Annotated in this window: 10 protein-coding genes; 2 read left to right on the top strand and 8 right to left on the bottom strand. The window is 71.9% G+C overall.

Going from position 1 to position 17,086, the window contains the following annotated elements:
• Positions 1–20 precede the first annotated feature (20 nt).
• A complete protein-coding gene (locus ALMP_RS17170) occupies positions 21–2,063 on the top strand; it encodes a glycoside hydrolase family 31 protein (RefSeq protein WP_264928890.1) in 2,043 nt (680 codons plus the stop codon).
• A 70-nt stretch (positions 2,064–2,133) separates the two neighbouring features.
• Here ALMP_RS17170 and ALMP_RS17165 read toward each other — a convergent pair whose 3' ends face one another.
• From ALMP_RS17165 to ALMP_RS17130, 8 genes are all read right to left on the bottom strand, one after another.
• Positions 2,134–2,724, bottom strand: a complete 591-nt coding sequence (locus ALMP_RS17165; protein ID WP_264928888.1) for a chorismate mutase — start codon at positions 2,722–2,724, stop codon at positions 2,134–2,136.
• Positions 2,725–2,787: 63 nt separating this feature from the next.
• The gene (locus tag ALMP_RS17160; RefSeq protein ID WP_264928886.1) at positions 2,788–3,516 is read right to left on the bottom strand and encodes a hypothetical protein; all 729 of its coding nucleotides are present in this window, start codon (positions 3,514–3,516) and stop codon (positions 2,788–2,790) included.
• A 41-nt stretch (positions 3,517–3,557) separates the two neighbouring features.
• On the bottom strand, positions 3,558–5,756 hold the full coding sequence (locus tag ALMP_RS17155) for a glycoside hydrolase family 95 protein (protein WP_264928884.1): 2,199 nt from the start codon (positions 5,754–5,756) through the stop codon (positions 3,558–3,560).
• Positions 5,753–7,732: a beta-galactosidase gene (locus tag ALMP_RS17150; RefSeq protein WP_264928882.1), complete on the bottom strand. Its 1,980-nt coding sequence runs from the start codon at positions 7,730–7,732 to the stop codon at positions 5,753–5,755. The genes ALMP_RS17155 and ALMP_RS17150 overlap by 4 nt, the downstream gene beginning before the upstream one ends.
• The gene (locus ALMP_RS17145; protein WP_264928880.1) at positions 7,732–9,948 is read right to left on the bottom strand and encodes an exo-alpha-sialidase; all 2,217 of its coding nucleotides are present in this window, start codon (positions 9,946–9,948) and stop codon (positions 7,732–7,734) included. The genes ALMP_RS17150 and ALMP_RS17145 overlap by 1 nt, the downstream gene beginning before the upstream one ends.
• A 177-nt stretch (positions 9,949–10,125) precedes the next feature.
• Positions 10,126–11,061, bottom strand: a complete 936-nt coding sequence (locus tag ALMP_RS17140) for a carbohydrate ABC transporter permease (RefSeq protein ID WP_264928879.1) — start codon at positions 11,059–11,061, stop codon at positions 10,126–10,128.
• Positions 11,058–12,092, bottom strand: a complete 1,035-nt coding sequence (locus ALMP_RS17135) for a sugar ABC transporter permease (protein ID WP_264928878.1) — start codon at positions 12,090–12,092, stop codon at positions 11,058–11,060. The genes ALMP_RS17140 and ALMP_RS17135 overlap by 4 nt, the downstream gene beginning before the upstream one ends.
• Before the next feature lie 26 nt (positions 12,093–12,118).
• The gene (locus ALMP_RS17130; protein WP_264928877.1) at positions 12,119–13,813 is read right to left on the bottom strand and encodes an extracellular solute-binding protein; all 1,695 of its coding nucleotides are present in this window, start codon (positions 13,811–13,813) and stop codon (positions 12,119–12,121) included.
• A gap of 384 nt (positions 13,814–14,197) precedes the next feature.
• Here ALMP_RS17130 and ALMP_RS17125 point away from each other — a divergent pair, with 384 nt between their 5' ends.
• Entirely contained in the window at positions 14,198–17,035 is a 2,838-nt protein-coding gene (locus tag ALMP_RS17125) for a glycoside hydrolase family 3 C-terminal domain-containing protein (RefSeq protein WP_264928875.1), read from the top strand.
• The last annotated feature ends 51 nt before the right edge of the window (positions 17,036–17,086 follow it).

Here is a 17,086-nt window from a genome sequence, read left to right as displayed (position 1 = left end):
CTTCATCAGGAGTACGCCTCGTGAATCAGCCCCCCGAAGTCCAGCCCAAGGTGAGCCTGGCCCAGTCCTCCCCCACGGTCGGCACGTTCCGGGAACGGGACGGCGCGCTGGAGTGGAGCGGCCGCCAGGAGACCGTCCGTGTCGAGCCGTGGGGCCCGGACGCGGCACGTGTGCGGGCCCGGCTCGGCGGGCCGGTCCTCGAAGGGCTGCCGGGCGCCCTGCTCGACACCGCCCCGGCCACGGAGAGCACCGTCAAGATCGAGGGCGGGCGGGGCCTGCTGACCGTCGGCGCGCTGACCGTCGAGGTGGACGACGAGGGCCTGATCCGCTTCCTGGACACCGCCACCGGTGAGGAGCTGCTCGCCGAGGAGCGCGCCCACTTCTGGTGGCCCGGCCCCCGCCTCTACACGGCCGTCGGCAACGGCTACCACCGCCTGGAGCAGCGGTTCGCGGCCTACGACGACGAGAAGCTGTACGGCCTGGGCCAGCACCAGCACGGGCGGCTGGACCAGAAGGGCCTGGTGCTGGACCTGGTGCAGCGCAACGCCGAGGTCGGCATCCCGGTGCTCACCTCCAGCCGGGGCTACACCCTGCTGTGGAACAACCCGGCGATCGGCCGGGTGGAGCTGGCCGGCAACGGCACCCGGTGGGTCGCCGACTCGGCCCGGCAGATCGACTACTGGATCACGGCCGGCGCCCCGGCCGACGCCCAGCGCCGCTACAGCGCGGTGACGGGCCGCACGCCGATGCTGCCGGAGTGGGCGGCGGGCTTCTGGCAGTGCAAGCTGCGCTACCGCACCCAGGACGAGCTGCTCGCCGTGGCCCGGGAGTACAAGCGCCGGAACCTGCCGATCGACGCGATCGTCTGCGACTTCTTCCACTGGACGCACCTGGGCGAGTGGAAGTTCGACCCGACGGAGTGGCCGGACCCGGCGGCGATGGTCCGGGAACTGGACGAGCTGGGCATCAAGCTGGTCGTCAGCGTCTGGCCGTCGGTGTCGCCGCTGAGCGAGAACCACCCGGTGATGGAGCAGCGCGGCTACTTCATCGGCACCCAGTACGGTCCGCTCGCGCACGCCGACTGGCCCGACAAGGAGGTCGCCTCCACCGTCCAGGTGGCCTTCTACGACGCCACCAACCCCGAGGCGCGGGACTTCGTGTGGTCCAGGGTGCGGGACAACTACCTCGTCCCGTACGGCATCACGGCGTTCTGGCTGGACGCCTGCGAGCCGGAGCTGAAGCCGGGCTTCCAGGAGAACCTGCGCTACTGGGCGGGCCCGGGCCTGGAGGTCGGCAACATCTACCCGGTCGAGAACTCCCGCGCCTTCTACGAGGGCCTGAAGGCGTCCGGCGAGGAGGAGGTCATCACCCTCAACCGGTCGGCGTGGGCGGGCAGCCAGCGCTACGGCGCCGCCCTGTGGTCCGGGGACATCGGTACCGACTTCGCGACCCTGCGCCGCCAGATCGCGGCCGGCCTGAACACCTCGCTGTCGGGTATCCCGTGGTGGAACACGGACATCGGCGGCTTCCACGGCGGCGACCCGGACGACCCGGCGTACCGGGAGGTGATGGTCCGCTGGTTCCAGTTCGGCGCGCTGTCCCCGCTGATGCGCCTGCACGGCTTCCGCGACCCGGGCATGCCGCTCGGCCCCGCCATGACGGGCGGCCCGAACGAGGTGTGGTCGTACGGCGAGGAGGCCGGCGCGATCATGGAGCGGTATCTGCGGCTGCGCGAGCGGCTGAAGCCGTACGTCCTGAAGGTCATGCGGGAGGCGCACGAGGAAGGGCTGCCGGTGATGCGGCCGCTGTTCCTGGAGTTCCCCGAGGACCCGGCGGCCTGGTCGGTGGACGACTCCTACCTCTTCGGCGGGGAGCTGCTGGTCGCGCCGGTGCTGACGGCGGGGGCCACGGTCCGCACGGTCCACCTCCCGGCGGGCGCGCGCTGGACGGACGCGTGGACGGGTGAGACGTACGAGGGCGGTGCGGCCGTGACGGTCGACGCCCCGCTGGACCGGATCCCGCTGTTCCTGCGGGACGGGGCGCGGCTGCCGGTGGCGGAGTAGGCGCGTCGCGCGCAAGGACGCGGCCGGTTCCGGGAGGGGAGGGACCGGCCGCGTTCGGCGTGGGCGGGCGTCAGCGGCAGACGGAGGCCAGGGAGCGGACGAGGGCGCGGGTGTGCAGGGCGTCCGGGTGCCGCTCGTGGTGGACCTGGAGGACGGCGAGGGCCAGCTCGGGACGGCACACGGGCGTGGTGCGCTCGGGGGCGGTGGCGGCCAGGGCGGTGACGAGGTCGGTGTTGATCCGGTTGATCGTCTGCCGGACGACGGCGAGGTCGGGGCGGCTGGTCGGGGCCTGGTCGGGGTGGGCGGTCCAGCGGCGGAAGAGGCCGCGCTGAACGATCTTGTTGGCCTCGATCTGATCGCGGAAGACCTCCCGGACCTCGTCGGGGTCGGCGCCGGCCTGTTCGGCCAGGGCGGCGACGGTGTCGAGGACCTGCTGCTCGCGGGCGGGGTCGTCGATGGGGCTGTCGGTGCCCCACTTGGCGGCCGCGACCAGGTCGGCGGTGGCGAGGCGCTCGGCGGAGAGGGCGGCCACGGGGTGCAGGGCCGACGCCGAGATTCCGGCCGGCCGGGGGGCGGCGGTGGCGGTGCCGGGCGCGGTCAGCAGGGCGGCTGTGGCGGCAGCGGCGACCAGGGTGTGACGGAGGGGGGTGGTGAGGCGCATGGGTTCATGAAACCGCACCCGCGCACGGACGGGGAGCCGCCCCGCGGACGGCCCCCCGGATTCTCAACTACTGCTTACCGTGAGGTTGTTGGTCCGGAAGTCCAGACCGCCGGACGACGAGGTGATCTCGAAGCCGAACTGCACGTCGCCGATGGTCTCGTTGCCCATCCAGCCCTTGGTGTCCTTGATCCACTTCAGGATGGGGAGGATCTGGACCGTGCCGGAGGTGGAGTCGGAGGTGCGCAGGAACGAGAAGACGTCCCAGTAGGTGCCGTCGGCCCGGTAGGCGCGGCCCTTGTAGACGTTCCAGCTGTGGCCGCCGAGCGTGACGCTCTGCTGGAAGCTGCCGAGCGCGCCCACGTTGCCGTTGTAGTTGACCCACAGCATGGTCTCGTAGTCGTAGTCCGTGTCCCAGATGTCGTACGACGAGTTGTACGCGCCCGTGGACGGGACGGTGACGTTGTAGCTGCTGCTGAGCGAGCCGATGGAGGTGATCGTCTTGTTGATCACCTTCTTGGAGTTGGGGTACGACTTGATGCCGCCGGTGTTGGGGTGGTTGGCCCAGACGCCCCAGTTGGTGCCGGAGTTGGCCCAGAAGCACTGGCTGCCGGCGCCGGAGCCCCAGATGTTGTTGTAGAGGGTGTAGCCGTTCAGGCTGGTGTTGCCCCACTGGTCGCAGGAGTTCCAGACGGCGGCCGAGGCGGGGGCGGAGGCGAGGCCGATGGTGGCGCCCAGCGCGAGGGCGGGGGCCAGCAGGACCTTGGTGAGTCTGCTCAGGGTGCGTGTGACCATGGTGTCCCTTCCATGGGTGGGGGGGAATCGTGGGGGGGGAGTTACCACGTCCCCAGGGTGAGGACGTGGTCTTCTCCGGCGACGAGGTGGAGCGGCTGTGCGCCGGAGGAAGTCCGGAGTTCGACGGTGCGGGTGCGGTGCGGCTTCAGGACGGCGCGGGCACCGTCGGGGCCCCAGGTGAGGTCCAGGCCGGCGCCGAACCGGGTGCGCACGCCCCGCAGTTCGCCCGCCGGGAACGCGGGCGGCAGCGCGGGCAGCAGGACCAGCCGGTCGGGGGTCGACTGGACGAGCATCTCGATGAGCACGGCGGGCAGGGTGTGCGCGGCGTCGGCGTTGTAGACGTCGCGGTGGGGGTAGTGGGCGCTCATCAGCGAGGTGTGGAAGAAGTCGCCCTCCAGGACCTGGGCGAGGGCCCGGTCGACCCGGTGTCCGTCGCGCAGGCGGGCGGCGATCAGCGCGTGGTGGAGGTGGCCGTGCGCGGAGTCGTTCTCGGCGCCGCGCAGTTCCAGGGCGCGGTGGGCGGCCGCCGCCAGGCGGGGGGTGTCGTAGGGGTTGATCTCGTCGAGGGGCCAGACGGCGTAGAGGTGGCTGAGGTGGCGGTGGTCGTAGGTGTCGTCGAGGCCGGGCCAGGCCCATTCGGCGAGGGCGCCGTCGGCGTTGACCCGGTGCGGCGGGAGACGGTCGGCGAGGGCGCGCCAGCGGTCGGCGTGCTCCGTCCCCGGGTGGTAGTCGGCGGCGGTGAGCAGCGCGTGCCGGGCCGCCGAGAGGTCCATGGCCGCGTTGATCGCGCCCCAGCTCGCGCCCGCGGGCCGGTTCTCCGGCGAGTAGGAGGGGACGACGACGAGCTGCCCGTCGGCGTCGGTGCGGGTGAGGAAGTCCTCGTAGAACCGGGCCACTTCGGCGAGGACGGCGGCGGTGCGCGGGTCGCGTGCGCCGCGGGTGTCGTCGTGGTCGACGAGCGGCTTGAGCAGCCAGTCGGCGCCGGCGGTCCACAGGTGGAGGGGGTATTCGCGGCTGAAGTGGTACGTCAGCCCCGACTCGCCGTCGGTGTGGGCGGGCGCGACCACGCCCCGGGCGCCGAAGACGGCGCGGGCGTTCTCCCGCCAGTCCGGTAGCTGACGCTGAATCAGGGCGCTGAGGGCCGAGGTCGCTTCGGGCAGGGCGGCGGCCGCCGCGGACGCGGTCTGGAGGTTGAGGTTGGCGTCGTTGGTGAACGCCTCGGCCCAGGCGGTGTCCCAGTCGCCCGTCCACAGGCCGGTGAGCCGGGGCGGGAAGAGGCCGCTGGCGCTGAGCAGGTGGTAGCGGCCGGCCGCGAAGAGCCGTTCCAGGAGGGCGGCGCCGCGGGGGCGCTTGAGCAGCTCGGAGCCGGGCAGCGCGCGTTCGTCCGCCGGCGCGGCGAGGTCCAGGGTGACGCGTTCGTAGGCGGTGCGGTGCAGGGGGGTGTGCCGGGCGAGGAGGTCGTCGTACGACCGGTCCGCGAGGAGGGCGCGCAGGGTGCGGGTCTCCTCGGTGGCGTCGAGTTCACCGGTGTGCCGTCGCACGCGGGTCAGGAGCAGGACGGAGTCGGCTCCCTCGACGCGGACGCCGGGTGCGGCGAGGGAGACCCGGCCGCCGGTGACCGCGACGACGGTGACGCCGGTGTAGGCGCGGTCGCTGTCGGGGTAGCGGGCGCGCAGGGTGAGGGCGGCGCCCTCCGGGGTGAGCAGGGTGCCGTGGCCGACGCCGAGGCCGGCGGGGGCGCCGGGGAGGCGGTGGTCGAGTGCGACGGCGAGGGTGAGGCCGCGGGCGGTGACGTGCTGGACGATCACGTCGTCGGCGCGGGAGACGAAGACCCGGCTGGTCCAGTGGCCGCAGGTGGCGGTGGTCTCGCCGGTGGCGAAGTCGACCTGGCGGCGGTAGCGGGAGCCGGGCCCGGCGGGCCGGCGCAGTCGTACCTGGAAGGCGGGGTGGAAGGGCCGCACCCACTGCAGGGGGCGGCCGTCGGTGAAGCCCTCGGCGGCCGTGAGGTCTCCGGCGAGGAGCCGGTCCTGGAGGTCGGGGAGTTCGGCGGCCAGCTCGGGGGGCCGGGTGTGCCGGCCGCCGTTCGGGCGGACCAGGGTGTGGTGCGTGACGACGACCCGGTCGTCGTCCGGGTCTCCGAAGACGAGGGCGCCGTGGTGGCCGTTGCCGCTGAGGAAGCCGTCCTCCCAGCGGACGGCGGGGTGCGGCTCCCAGGTTCCGTGGACGGGTCCGGTCGTCATGGCTCCAGCACCGCCGCTCCGTAGCGGCCGAGGGCGACGGTGTCCGTGACCGTCGCGCCGGTGAGCAGGTCGCGGTGGGTGCCGGGGACGTCGACGGTGACCGGTTCCCGGCTGTGGTTCAGCAGGAACAGCAGGTCACCGCGGCGCACGGCCTCCACCCGGGCCGGCAGTCCGTCGAGCACGGGCCGGGCGCCGGCCTCGGCGGCGACACGGGTGAGCAGGGCGCGCAGGGCGTCCGGTTCGGGGAGGGTGGAGACGTACCAGGCGCGGCCCCGGCGCAGGACGGCGGGCAGTCCGTCGAGCTCGCCGCCCCGGTACGGGATCGTCTCGGTGACGGTTTCCCGGTCGGGTTCGATCTCCTCCGACCACAGGGTGCCGCGGAAGCCGTCGCAGTCGACGCTCTCCCCCGGCTCCAGCGGCCACCACTCGTGCAGGACGCGGATGCCGAACAGCTCTCGCAGCCGGGCGTCCATGCCGCCGGCGCGGACCCGGTCGTGCTCGTCGGCGACGCCGGTCAGGAAGCCGCTGACGAGGGTGCCGCCGCCGTCGACGTAGGCGCGGAGGCGGTCTATCGCCGTGTCCGTGAGGAGGTAGAGCTGCGGGACGACGACCAGGCGGTAGGCGGTCAGGTCGTGTTCGGGGTGGGCGAAGTCGGTGGGGAGGTGGGCCTCCCACAGGGCGCGGTGCCAGGCGTGCAGCACGGCCGCGTGGTCGACGTGGGTGGAGGGGCGGCCGTCCTGGGATCCCGCCCACCAGGCGTGCCAGTCGTGCAGGATCGCGATGTCGGCGGTGACCCGGCGGTCCGCCACCTTCGGGGAGATCGCGGCGAGATCCGCGCCGAGCTGCTTGACCTCCTGGAAGGTGCGGCCCTCCTCCCCCGCGTGGCTGACCATCCCGGAGTGGAACTTCTCCGCGCCCTGGCGGGACTGGCGCCACTGGAAGTAGCAGACGGCGTCCGCGCCGCGCGCGACGGCCTGGAGGGACCACAGGCGGTTGAGTCCGCGTGGTTTGGGGTGGTTCACTCCGCGCCAGTTGACCGGTCCGGCCGCCTGTTCCATGAGCATCCAGGGGCCGCGGGCCTGGGAGCGGGTGAGGTCCTGGATCAGCGCGCCGTGCTGGGGGCCGAGCGGGTCGCGCGGGTCGGGGTAGAGGTCGACGGAGACGACGTCCTCCTCCTCGGCCCAGCGCCAGGCGTCCTGCCCGAAGAACAGCGGCATGAAGTTGGTGGTGACCGGAATGTGCGGGGTGTGCCGGGTGACGATGTCGCGTTCGGCGGTGTAGCACTCCAGGAGCATGTCGGAGGTGAAGCGCCGGAAGTCCAGCAGCTGGGTGGGGTTGCGCAGGTAGTGGGGGCGGCGGGCGGGCAGGATGCCGTCCCAGCTGTCGTAGCCCTGGCTCCAGAAGGCGGTGCCCCAGGCCTCGTTGAGGGCGTCGAGGGTGCCGTACTTCGCGCGCAGCCAGCGGCGGAAGGCGGCGGCGGCCTCGTCGCCGTGGTCGACGGTGCAGTACTCGTTGTTGATGTGCCACATCGTGAGGGCGGGGTGGCCCGCGTAGCGGGCGGCCAGGTCCTCGGTGATGGCGGCGGCGTAGCGGCGGTAGGTGGCGCTGGAGTGGGAGAAGTGCTGGCGGCCGCCCCACCACTCGACGTTCCCGTTCTCGTCGCGGGGCAGGGTGTCCGGGTGCAGCCGGCCCAGCCAGGGCGGGGGCGCGGAGGTGGGGGTGGCCAGGACGACGCCGACGCCGTTCGTGTGCATCAGGTCCATGAGCCGGTCCAGCCAGCCGAAGTTCCGCTCCCCCGGCTCGGGTTCGAGCATCGACCAGGAGAAGACGCCGAGGGTGACGGAGTTGACGCCGGCGTCCTTCATGAGGCGGACGTCGTCGTGCCAGGTCTCCTCGGGCCACTGCTCGGGGTTGTAGTCGCCGCCGAAGAGGACACGGCCGCGGGTGGCGGCGCGCAGGGTCGGCCGGTCGCGCATCAGACGGGGTCCCCGTACTGGATGCCGCGCCCGTTGGTGCCGAGGTAGACCCGGCCGTACACGCGCGGGTCGCCGGCGATGGTCTCGCCCGTCCAGCCCCACTGGTGGGCGTCGTCGTTGATCCGCACCCAGCTCTTCGCGCCGTCGTCGGAGCGGTGCACGGCGGTGATCGTCTCCGTCGCGCCGACCAGGTAGAGGGCGGGGTAGTCGGCGCCTTCGGCGGCCTTGCCGAAGCCGAGCGTGTACGCCGCCGAGCAGCTGTCGACCTTGGTGAAGCTCACGCCGCCGTCGGTGGAGCGGTACAGCCCGTTCCACTTGACCGACAGCCACAGGTCGCCGGAGCGTCCCGGAGCCGCGACCAGCTCGAACTGGCTGTCGCCGGAGGGCAGCCCGGTGGCCCGGGCGGTGAAGGTGCGGCCGCTGTCGGTGCTGGCGAACAGGGTTCCGGTGTCGGTGTCGTAGGCGTAGAAGCGCGTCGGGTCGGCCGGGTCGGCGACCGGCGTGGCGCCCTTGGGGAAGGAGGGCACCTCGGACCAGGTGGCGCCGTTGTCGGCGGAGCGGTGGGCCGGGTACTTGGTGCCGTCCCAGTGCACGAAGACCCACAGCAGCACGCCGCCGTCGGCGTTGACGGCGATCGGCCCCGGCGCGTCCTTGCCGAGGGCGGGCTGGGCCGCGAAGGGCGCCCAGGTCCGCCCGCCGTCGTTCGAGTAGGCGCCGTTGCCGTGGTCGCCCCAGCCGGTGCGTACCACGTACGCCGGCCTGGCCGCGGCCTGCGCGAGCCCGGTGGCCGTCCCGAACACGGGGTTGGCGGCCATGCCGCGCGACGGGGACGCGGTGAGCGACTCGTGGTACATCACGCCGATGTCCCCGTTGGCGCTGATCAGGTGGGCCTTTCCGACCGGCGGCGAGATCAGGTGACGGACGGCCGTCTCCTCCAGGCCGCGGATCCGCGGCGCCCAGTTCCTCAGGTCCCGGGTGCCGTAGAGGGTGGCGCCGGTGCCGTAGACGACGTTGCGGGAGTCGTACGGGTCGACGGCGAGGGCCTGGATCCACCAGCCGAACTTGGGCTTCGCCTCCCCCCACTTGAGGTAGGGCGTCTCGGAGACGTCGAGGACGGCGGTGTCCTTCAGGGAGGTCCAGGTCCGGCCGCCGTCGGTGGTGCGGTACAGGGTGTCGACCGCGGCCCAGCGGTTGTTGGTGGAGACGACGACGGTGCCGGGGCGGCAGGCGTCGACGGCGACGCCGCCGTACCCGAAGCTGTCGGTGGAGCCGTCGCCGGTGGTCCCGCCCGGCTTCGCCGGGGTGACCTCGGTCCACTTGCAGGTGGTGGTGGCCAGCTTGTGGACGCTGCCGTCGGACTGGCCGTTGGGGCCGGGCGCGTTGGCGTACGTCACGTACAGCTCGCGGGTGTGCTTGTCGTACGCGGCGCGGATCGGGACCTTCGCGGCGGTTCCGGCGGGCTGTCCGGGGACCTGCTGCCAGGTGGAGCCGTCGGCCGTGCGGAAGAGGTTCGCGGTGGTGCCGTCGGCGTCGCCCCAGCCGACGTAGACGGTGCGGCCGGCGGCGACCAGGAGGGTGACGCCCTGGCCGGTGGCGCTGGGAGCGGGCGGGAAGGCGCCGACGGCCGCCCAGGTGGCGCCCCGGTCGGTGGACTTCAGCAGTCCGTCGTGCCGGGTGCCCAGCCAGAGGGTGTCGCTGTCGCGCGGGTCGACGAGGAGACGCTCGCCCGCGCCCCGGCCGTCCTCGTTGGCGCCGAGCTTGACGGTGAGGTCGGTGCGGGTCCAGGTGTTGCCGCGGTCCTCGGAGCGCAGCACCGCGCCGTTGCCGGCCCAGGACTGGGTGTAGGTGCCCAGGGCCAGGTAGAGGCGGTCGGGGTGCGCCGGGTCGACGGCCATCGCCTCGACGCCGAGGAGGTTCCAGTCGTCCCAGCCGAGGTGGTCGGTGAGGGGGGTCCAGCGGGCGGCTCGGTCGTCCCAGCGGTAGGCGCCGCCGATGTCGGTACGGGCGTAGGCGAGGCCGCGTACGGCCGGGTGGAAGAGGACGCCGGAGATGAAGCCGGTGCCGCCGATCACGGCGTTGCGCCAGCGGTAGGCGACGGGGGCGGCGGCCGCCGCCCGGCCGGCGGCCCGGGCCGTCTGGAGGGCGGGGAGGGCCGGGAGGGTGGTCAGGGCGGCTGCGGCTGCCGTGCCGGCGAGGACGGTGCGGCGGGTGAACATGGGGTACCTCGCAGGGAGTCGGTTGGGTGAGCCTGCTCTTGCTGGGTGCCTGCCCGTGGAGACGGCTCCGCCGGGCGGCGGGCGGCGGCGGACGTGCCCGGCGGCGCGGGGAACCGCCGGATCGGCGAGGGACGGCCCGCGGCGGCCGGACGACGCCCGGCACCTCCGCGGTGGGCGTCAGCCCTTCACCGCGCCCGTCAGCATTCCCTTCTTGAAGTGCTTCTGGACGAACGGCGACAACACCGCGACCGGCAGCAACGCCATCACCATGACCGCCATCTGCACGGCCAGCCCGGACAGTTCGCCGGTCCTGATGGCCTGCCCCAGTCCCACCGGGGCCTCCTGCTTCTGGACGAGCTGGATCATGACGTTCTGCAGCGGCATCATGTCCTGGTCGTTGAGGTACAGCGAGGCGTTGAACCACGCGCTCCAGTACCCGACCGCGTAGAACAGCGTGATCACCGCGATGACCGCGCGGGAGAGCGGCATGACGATCTGCCAGAGGATCCGGACGTCGCCCGCGCCGTCGATCCGCGCGCTGTCGATCAGTTCCGGCGAGATCCCCATGAAGAAGCCCCGCAGCACCAGGATGTTGAAGACGCTGATCGCGCTCGGCAGGATCAGCGCCAGGTAGGTGTCGGTCAGCCCCAGCGACTGCACCAGCAGGTACGTCGGGATCAGACCGGCGCTGAAGAACATCGTCGCCAGCAGGGTCATCAGCAGCCAGCGGTGGCCGAGCGAGCCGGTGCGGGAGAGCCCGTAGGCGCACAGCACGGACACCGTCATGGAGAACAGGGTGCCGACGAGGGTGATCAGCACGCTGATGACGGCCGCCCGGGTGACCTGTCCGCCGCTCAGCAGCTCCTGGTAGGCGATGAAGGTGATGTCCTTGGGGATCATCACCAGCCCGCCCGCCTCGTCGATGGTCTTGCGGGTGGACAGGCTGGTGACGACGACGATCCACAGGGGGAAGAGGATCGCGAGGCAGGCCAGGGAGAGGGCCAGGCCCTTGCCGGCGAGGCCGGCCCTGCTGGGCGGCTCCTCCCACACCGGCCGGGGCGGGGCGGCCCAGCGTCCGGGCTTGCGCGCGGGCTTGTCGATGACGGCGGTCACTTCTTGTACACCCCCTGCTCGCCCATGAGATGGGCCACCTTGTTCGCGACGAGGACCAGCCCGAGGCTGACGACGCCCTTGATGAGTCCGGCGGCGGCCGCGTAGCCGAAGTCCTGGTTGCGGACGCCGTTCCACCACACGAAGGTGTCGAGGACCTCCCCCGCCCCGGGCCCCACCGCGTCGCGTTGCAGCAGGATCTGTTCGAAGCCCACGGTGAGGGCGTCACCGACGCGCAGCACCAGCAGCAGGGCGATCACCGGGCGCAGGGCGGGCAGGGTGACGTGCCACATGCGGCGCCAGCGGTTCGCGCCGTCCATCGCCGCGGCCTCGTACAGGTCCGGAGGGACCGAGGCCAGCGCGGCGAGGAAGACGATGATCCCCCAGCCCGCGTCCTTCCACACGCTCTGCGCGGTGATCAGGAACGCGAAGGTGTCCGGGTCGGTCATGATGTCGATGCCGTCGTAGCCGTGCCGGCGCAGGAGCTGGGAGAGGATGCCCGCCCCGCCGAACAACTGCTGGAACACCGCGATGACCAGCACCCACGAGAAGAAGTGCGGCAGGTAGAGGATCGCCTGCGACACCGCCCGCACCCGGGGCCTGACCACGCTGTTGATCAGCAGCGCGAGCAGGATGGGGATCGGGAAGTACAGCACGAGCTGGAGGAAGAACAGTACGAGCGTGTTCTGGACGGCGCCCCAGAAGGCCGAGTCCTCGAACAGCCGCTGGAAGTTCTCCAGGCCCACCCAGGGGCTGTTGAGGATGGAGACGACGCCGTTGTCACTGATGTAAGGGTCGTACTCCTGGAAGGCGACGACGTTGCCGAGGATCGGCACGTAGTTGAAGAGCAGGACCAGGAGGACGGCCGGCAGGGTCATCAGGAGCAGGACGCGGTCGCGTCTGAACCTGATCCGCAGACTCAGCTTCCCCGCGGATCGTTTCTTCTTCGGACCGGTGGCGTCACCGGACGCCACCGGGGTCCTGCTCTTCTCGTCGGCCTCGGCCTTGCTGCGAGGCACCGTGCTGTTCGACACGGCCGTTCTCCTTGCCTGGCGTCGGGTCAGCTCGCGGCCGAGCCGTTGTCGTCGAGCAGCTTCTTGTACCAGTCGCGCAGCTGGTCGCCGCCCTTCTTGCGCCAGTCGGAGACGGCCTGCTGCACGTCGCTGATCTTCTTGCGGCCGCGGACGACGTCGTCCTCCAGCTGCTCGAAGTCGTTGGAGAGGTTGGTGTAGCGGGCGGGCTCGGCGACCTGCATGCCGTAGAACGGGGTCTTCTTGGTGAAGGCGCCCATCCGCTGCTGCCACTCGACCGCGGCCTTGCCGATGTCCGGGAAGTCGGGGCGGGCGATGGTCGCGGCGGGGCTGGCGACCATGACGTAGGCGTTGGCGACCTCGAGGTTGCCCTTGTCGGTCTTGGTGGGCACGCCGTCCTTGACGGTGTAGTGGGTGCCCTCCACCCCGTAGTTGGTGAGCATGTACTCCTTCGTGCCGTACGGGGCGGCGGTCACGTTGGCGACGGCGAGGACGTCACGGATGACGGCCTCGGACGCCTTCTTGCTGACGAAGGCGAAGATGTTGGCCGGGTTGGTGGCGTAGAGCGTCGGGTCGCCGCCGTCGTGGCCGAAGATGTCCATGCCCCAGATGCGGAAGTCGGGGTTGTGGGTCTGCTGGATGGCCTGCTGGCCCCACCAGCTGGACATGTCGTTGTTGTAGATCAGGAACTCGCCGGCCGCGAACTTGGTGCTCGGGTCGACGGCCTGGCTCTTGCCGAGCCGGCCGTCGGGGTGGACGTACCCGGCGGCGAAGAGCTTGCGGGTCCACTCCAGCGCCTCGAGGTACTCCTCGGTCTCCACGCGGTAGATCAGCTTGCCGTCGACCAGGTTCCAGCCGAGCGCCTTCTCGCTTCCGGACAGCACCCCGAAGACGTTGAAGGCCGTCCACTTCATGTCGTTGCAGGCCCACCGCTTGGCCTTGGCGTTGGTGATCTCCTTGGCCAGCGCCATGAACTCGTCCGCCGACCGGGGGACCTCGTAGCCCTCCTTGTCGAAGATGTCCTTGCGGTAGAAGGGCACGATGTTCGCGACGTACGAGGCGGGCATCGGCAGGCCGCGCAGCCGGCCGCTGAAGATGGACCGCTGCCAGGCGTCGGTCGGGATCGCCGCGAGGTTCGGGAACTCCTTGACCGCGTCGCCGGAGAGGTACGGCCCGAGATCGGCGAACTTGCCGGCGATGGCGCTGGGTATCTTGCCGCCCATGTTCCAGCCGGGGATGACCACCACGTCGGGGACGTTGCTGGAGGCGAGGACCGCGCCGAGCTTCTGCTCGTAGGCGTTGCCGTCCTGGTTCTGCCAGGCGACGTCGACGCCGATCAGGTCGTTCATCGCCCTGTAGTAGGCGTTGTCGCTCTTGGGCGGCGGGCCCCAGAACGGCGACATGATCGTGACCTTGCCGCCCTTGCCGAGCTTCTTCGGCACCGAGGTCTTCAGAGTGGCGAGGTCAAGCTTGCTGGTGAAGCCGAGCGCGGAGCCGTTCTTGGAGGGCAGGTCGGGCGTGACGACGTTGCTGGCGACGTACGCCGGCAGGATCTTCTCGGCGTCCTTGCCCGAGGTGGTGCCCTCATTCGAGCCGCTGTCCGAGCCGCCGCAGGCGGACAGCAGCGGCATCCCTCCCGCCACCGCTGCGGTGGCGACCGCCGTGGAGGCGAGGAAGCTTCTCCGGGTGGGCCCGGACGAGGGGGAAGCGGCGTTCGGCGTCATTGCGTCAACCCTTCATGGCGCACCAGGACACCCGGCGGTGGCCGTCGGCTGTGGTGTCTCGAGTGGAACTGGCTGAGCTGAAGCGGTTCCCGGCCCCTGCTCGTCGGAGCACTGCCCACCTCGCGGCGGCGGCTCCGCACTGTCGAAGGATCGTCGAAGCGCTTCGATGTTGCTGTGAGGTTAAGTGAAGGCATGGGGGTGCACAAGGGTCGCTTCCAAGATTGCTCCGAGGTATCCGGGTTTTGTGCACGCTCATATACGACTTGAAATCACGCCAGTGCGTCGGAGTTGTCGCGGTGGGGTCTCTTGACACCCACGGCACCGTCGAATGAGCATCGAAGCGCTTCGAAAGAGTCTCCTCGCTCCGTCGCAAAGGGAACCCACGTGACCGCACCCACGCCGCCCACGCCGCCTTTCCGCGATTCGCACCTGCCGTTCGCGAAGCGCATCGACGATCTGCTGTCGCGGCTGACCCTGGACGAGAAGATCTCCCTCCTCCACCAGTTCGCCCCGGCCGTCGAGCGGCTCGGCGTCGCCGCGTTCCGCACCGGCCAGGAGGCGCTGCACGGCGTGGCGTGGATGGGCCCGGCGACGGTGTTCCCGCAGGCCGTGGGGCTGGGCGCGACCTGGAACCCGGAGCTGGTACGCCGGGTCGGCGAGGCGGTGTCCAAGGAGGTCCGCGCGATGCGTGCCCGGGACGAGCGCGTCGGGCTGAACGTGTGGTCCCCCACGGTCAACCTGCTGCGCCACCCCCTGTGGGGCCGCAACGAGGAGGGCTACTCCGAGGACCCGAAGCTGACCTCCGCTATCGCCACCGCCTACACCCACGGGCTGCGCGGCGAACATCCGACGTACTGGCGCACCGCCCCGGTCCTCAAGCACTGGCTGGCCCACAACAACGAGACCGGCCGTGACGTCACCTCGTCCTCGGTGCGCCCGCGCGTGCTGCACGAGTACGATCTGCGCGCCTTCCGCGAGACGGTCGAGGCGGGCGCGGTGGCCGGGGTGATGCCGGCGTACAACCTGGTCAACGGCCGCCCCAACCATGTCTCCCCCTATCTGCGCGAGCACCTGCGCGGCTGGACCGAGGAGGACCTGCTGGTCTGCTCGGACGCGGGCGCGCCGTCCAACCTGGTCGACTCCGAGCACTACTTCGACACCCATGAGGAGGCGACGGCTGCCGCGCTGGTGGCCGGCGTGGACAGCTTCACCGACCACGGCACGGACGGCTCGAAGATCACCGCGCGCGTCCGGGGGGCGTTGGAGCGGGGCCTGCTGACCGAGGCCGACCTCGACACGGCGGTCCGCCGCCAGCTGTCGGTGCGCTTCCGCCTCGGCGAGTTCGACCCGCACTACGACCCGCACGCGGGCACCGGCGAGTTCGACACCCCGGCCCACCGCGACCTCGCCCGGGAGGCCGCCGAGCAGGCGGTCGTCCTGCTGCGCAACGACGGGGTGCTGCCGCTGGCCGCCGACACCCGGATCGCGGTGGTCGGTCTGCTCGCCGACGAGTGCAAGCTCGACTGGTACAGCGGCACGCTGATCCACCGCTCCACCCCTCTGGAGGGCCTGTACGAGCGGTTCGGCGCGGAGCGGGTGCTGTTCGCGGAGGGCGTGGACCGGGTCCTGCTGAAGACCGCCGCGGGTACGTTCCTGAAGGTGCCGCCGGCCCCGGAGGCCACCGACCAGGTGCGCGGCGCCGAGGGCGCGCTGGACCCGGCGCTCCTCGCCGGCCGCACCGACCTCCCGCCGCTGACCGCCGACGCGGCCGGCACCGAACTCGCGCTGGTCGAATGGGGCGAGGGCGTCTGGACGCTGCGCGCTCCGGACGGCCGCTATCTCTCGGTCGCCGAGGACGGCTTCCTGCGCGCCTCCGCGGACCAGCCGGGCGGCTGGGTGGTCCAGGAGACGTTCCGTCTCGAGGCCCATGAGAACGGTCACCTCCTGAAGCACATGGGAACGGGGCACCACGTCTGCGTCGCCGCCGACGGCGTGAAGGTTGCCGAGGAGGATCCCGAGGTCTTCGAGGTCGTCGTCGTGGAGCGCGGCGAGGACGCGGTGACCCGCGTCGCGGCCGAGGCGGACGTGGTCGTGGTGGTGGCGGGCAACGACCCGCACATCAACGGCCGGGAGACCGAGGACCGTACGACGCTGCGGCTGCCGGAGCACCAGGAGCGGCTGCTCGCCGCGGCCCGCGCCGCGAACCCGCGGACGGTGCTGGTGCTGGTGTCGGCGTACCCGTACGCGTTCGAGCCGGGCCGGCTGGCGGCGGCGCTGTGGACCGCGCACGGCGGGCAGGCCGCGGGCACCGCCCTGGCCCGTGTCCTGGCCGGTGACGTCTCCCCGGCGGGCCGGCTGCCGCAGACCTGGTACGCCGACGACGCCGATCTGCCGGACCTGTTGGACTACGACGTGATCGGCGCCCGTCAGACGTATCTGTACTTCGAGGGCACCCCGCTGTTCCCGTTCGGGCACGGCCTGTCGTACGCGTCGTTCGCGTACGCCGATCTGGCGGTGCGCGTCGGGGACGACCGGGTGCGGGTCTCCTTCACGGTCACCAACACCGGGGACGTGACCGCCGACGAGGTCGCGCAGCTCTACACGCGCGCGGTCGAGCCGTCGGTCACCCGTCCGCGCCGTGAGCTGCTGGCCCACCACCGCGTCACGCTCGCCCCCGGCGCGAGGACGGAGCTGTCCTTCGAGGTGCCGCTGTCCGCGTTCGCGTTCTGGGACGTGGCCCGGGGCGCCTGGCGCCGCGAGCCGGGGCCGTACGACCTGCTGGTCGGCGCCTCCAGCGAGGACGTCCGGCTGCGGACGGCGGTGACGCTGGACGGCGAGCCGGCCGCGCCGCGCGCGGTGCGCGGGCGGGGGGTGGACGCGGTCGACTTCGACGAGCAGAGCGGCACGGAGATCGTCGACCGGACGAAGGTGTCGGGCGACGCGGTGACGCCGGCGGCGGGCGGCTCGGGCGAGCTGCTCTACCGGGCCTGCGACTTCGGGACCGGGGTCGGCGGGGTGCGGGTCACCGTGGCGGGTGAGGGCACGGTGGAGGTGTCGCTGGCCGGCGGCCCGGTCCTCGCGGAGCTGACGGTCCCCACGCCCACGGCGGGGCCGTACGACTACATCACCCTCGACGCCCCGTTCACCGCGGAGGGCGTGGGTGATCTGCGGTTGAGACTGCGCGGCCCGTTGCGGCTGGCGCACGTCGGCTTCTCCGGTTGAGGGTCCGGACGAGGCCGACGAGAAGAAGGGGCCCGGCACCGGAAGGCATCG

Origin of the sequence: Streptomyces sp. A012304 (assembly GCF_026008495.1) — a bacterium.
In the GTDB taxonomy this organism is placed as follows: Bacteria; Actinomycetota; Actinomycetes; order Streptomycetales; family Streptomycetaceae; genus Streptomyces.
This window is presented reverse-complemented; position numbering and strand designations above follow the sequence as displayed.

Coding starts and splice junctions, on each gene's coding strand:
- ALMP_RS17155 (WP_264928884.1), bottom strand. CDS start 5,756: ATGACGACCGGACCCGTCCACGGAACCTGGGAGCCGCACCCCGCCGTC.
- ALMP_RS17160 (WP_264928886.1), bottom strand. CDS start 3,516: ATGGTCACACGCACCCTGAGCAGACTCACCAAGGTCCTGCTGGCCCCC.
- ALMP_RS17150 (WP_264928882.1), bottom strand. CDS start 7,732: ATGCGCGACCGGCCGACCCTGCGCGCCGCCACCCGCGGCCGTGTCCTC.
- ALMP_RS17130 (WP_264928877.1), bottom strand. CDS start 13,813: ATGACGCCGAACGCCGCTTCCCCCTCGTCCGGGCCCACCCGGAGAAGC.
- ALMP_RS17165 (WP_264928888.1), bottom strand. CDS start 2,724: ATGCGCCTCACCACCCCCCTCCGTCACACCCTGGTCGCCGCTGCCGCC.
- ALMP_RS17145 (WP_264928880.1), bottom strand. CDS start 9,948: ATGTTCACCCGCCGCACCGTCCTCGCCGGCACGGCAGCCGCAGCCGCC.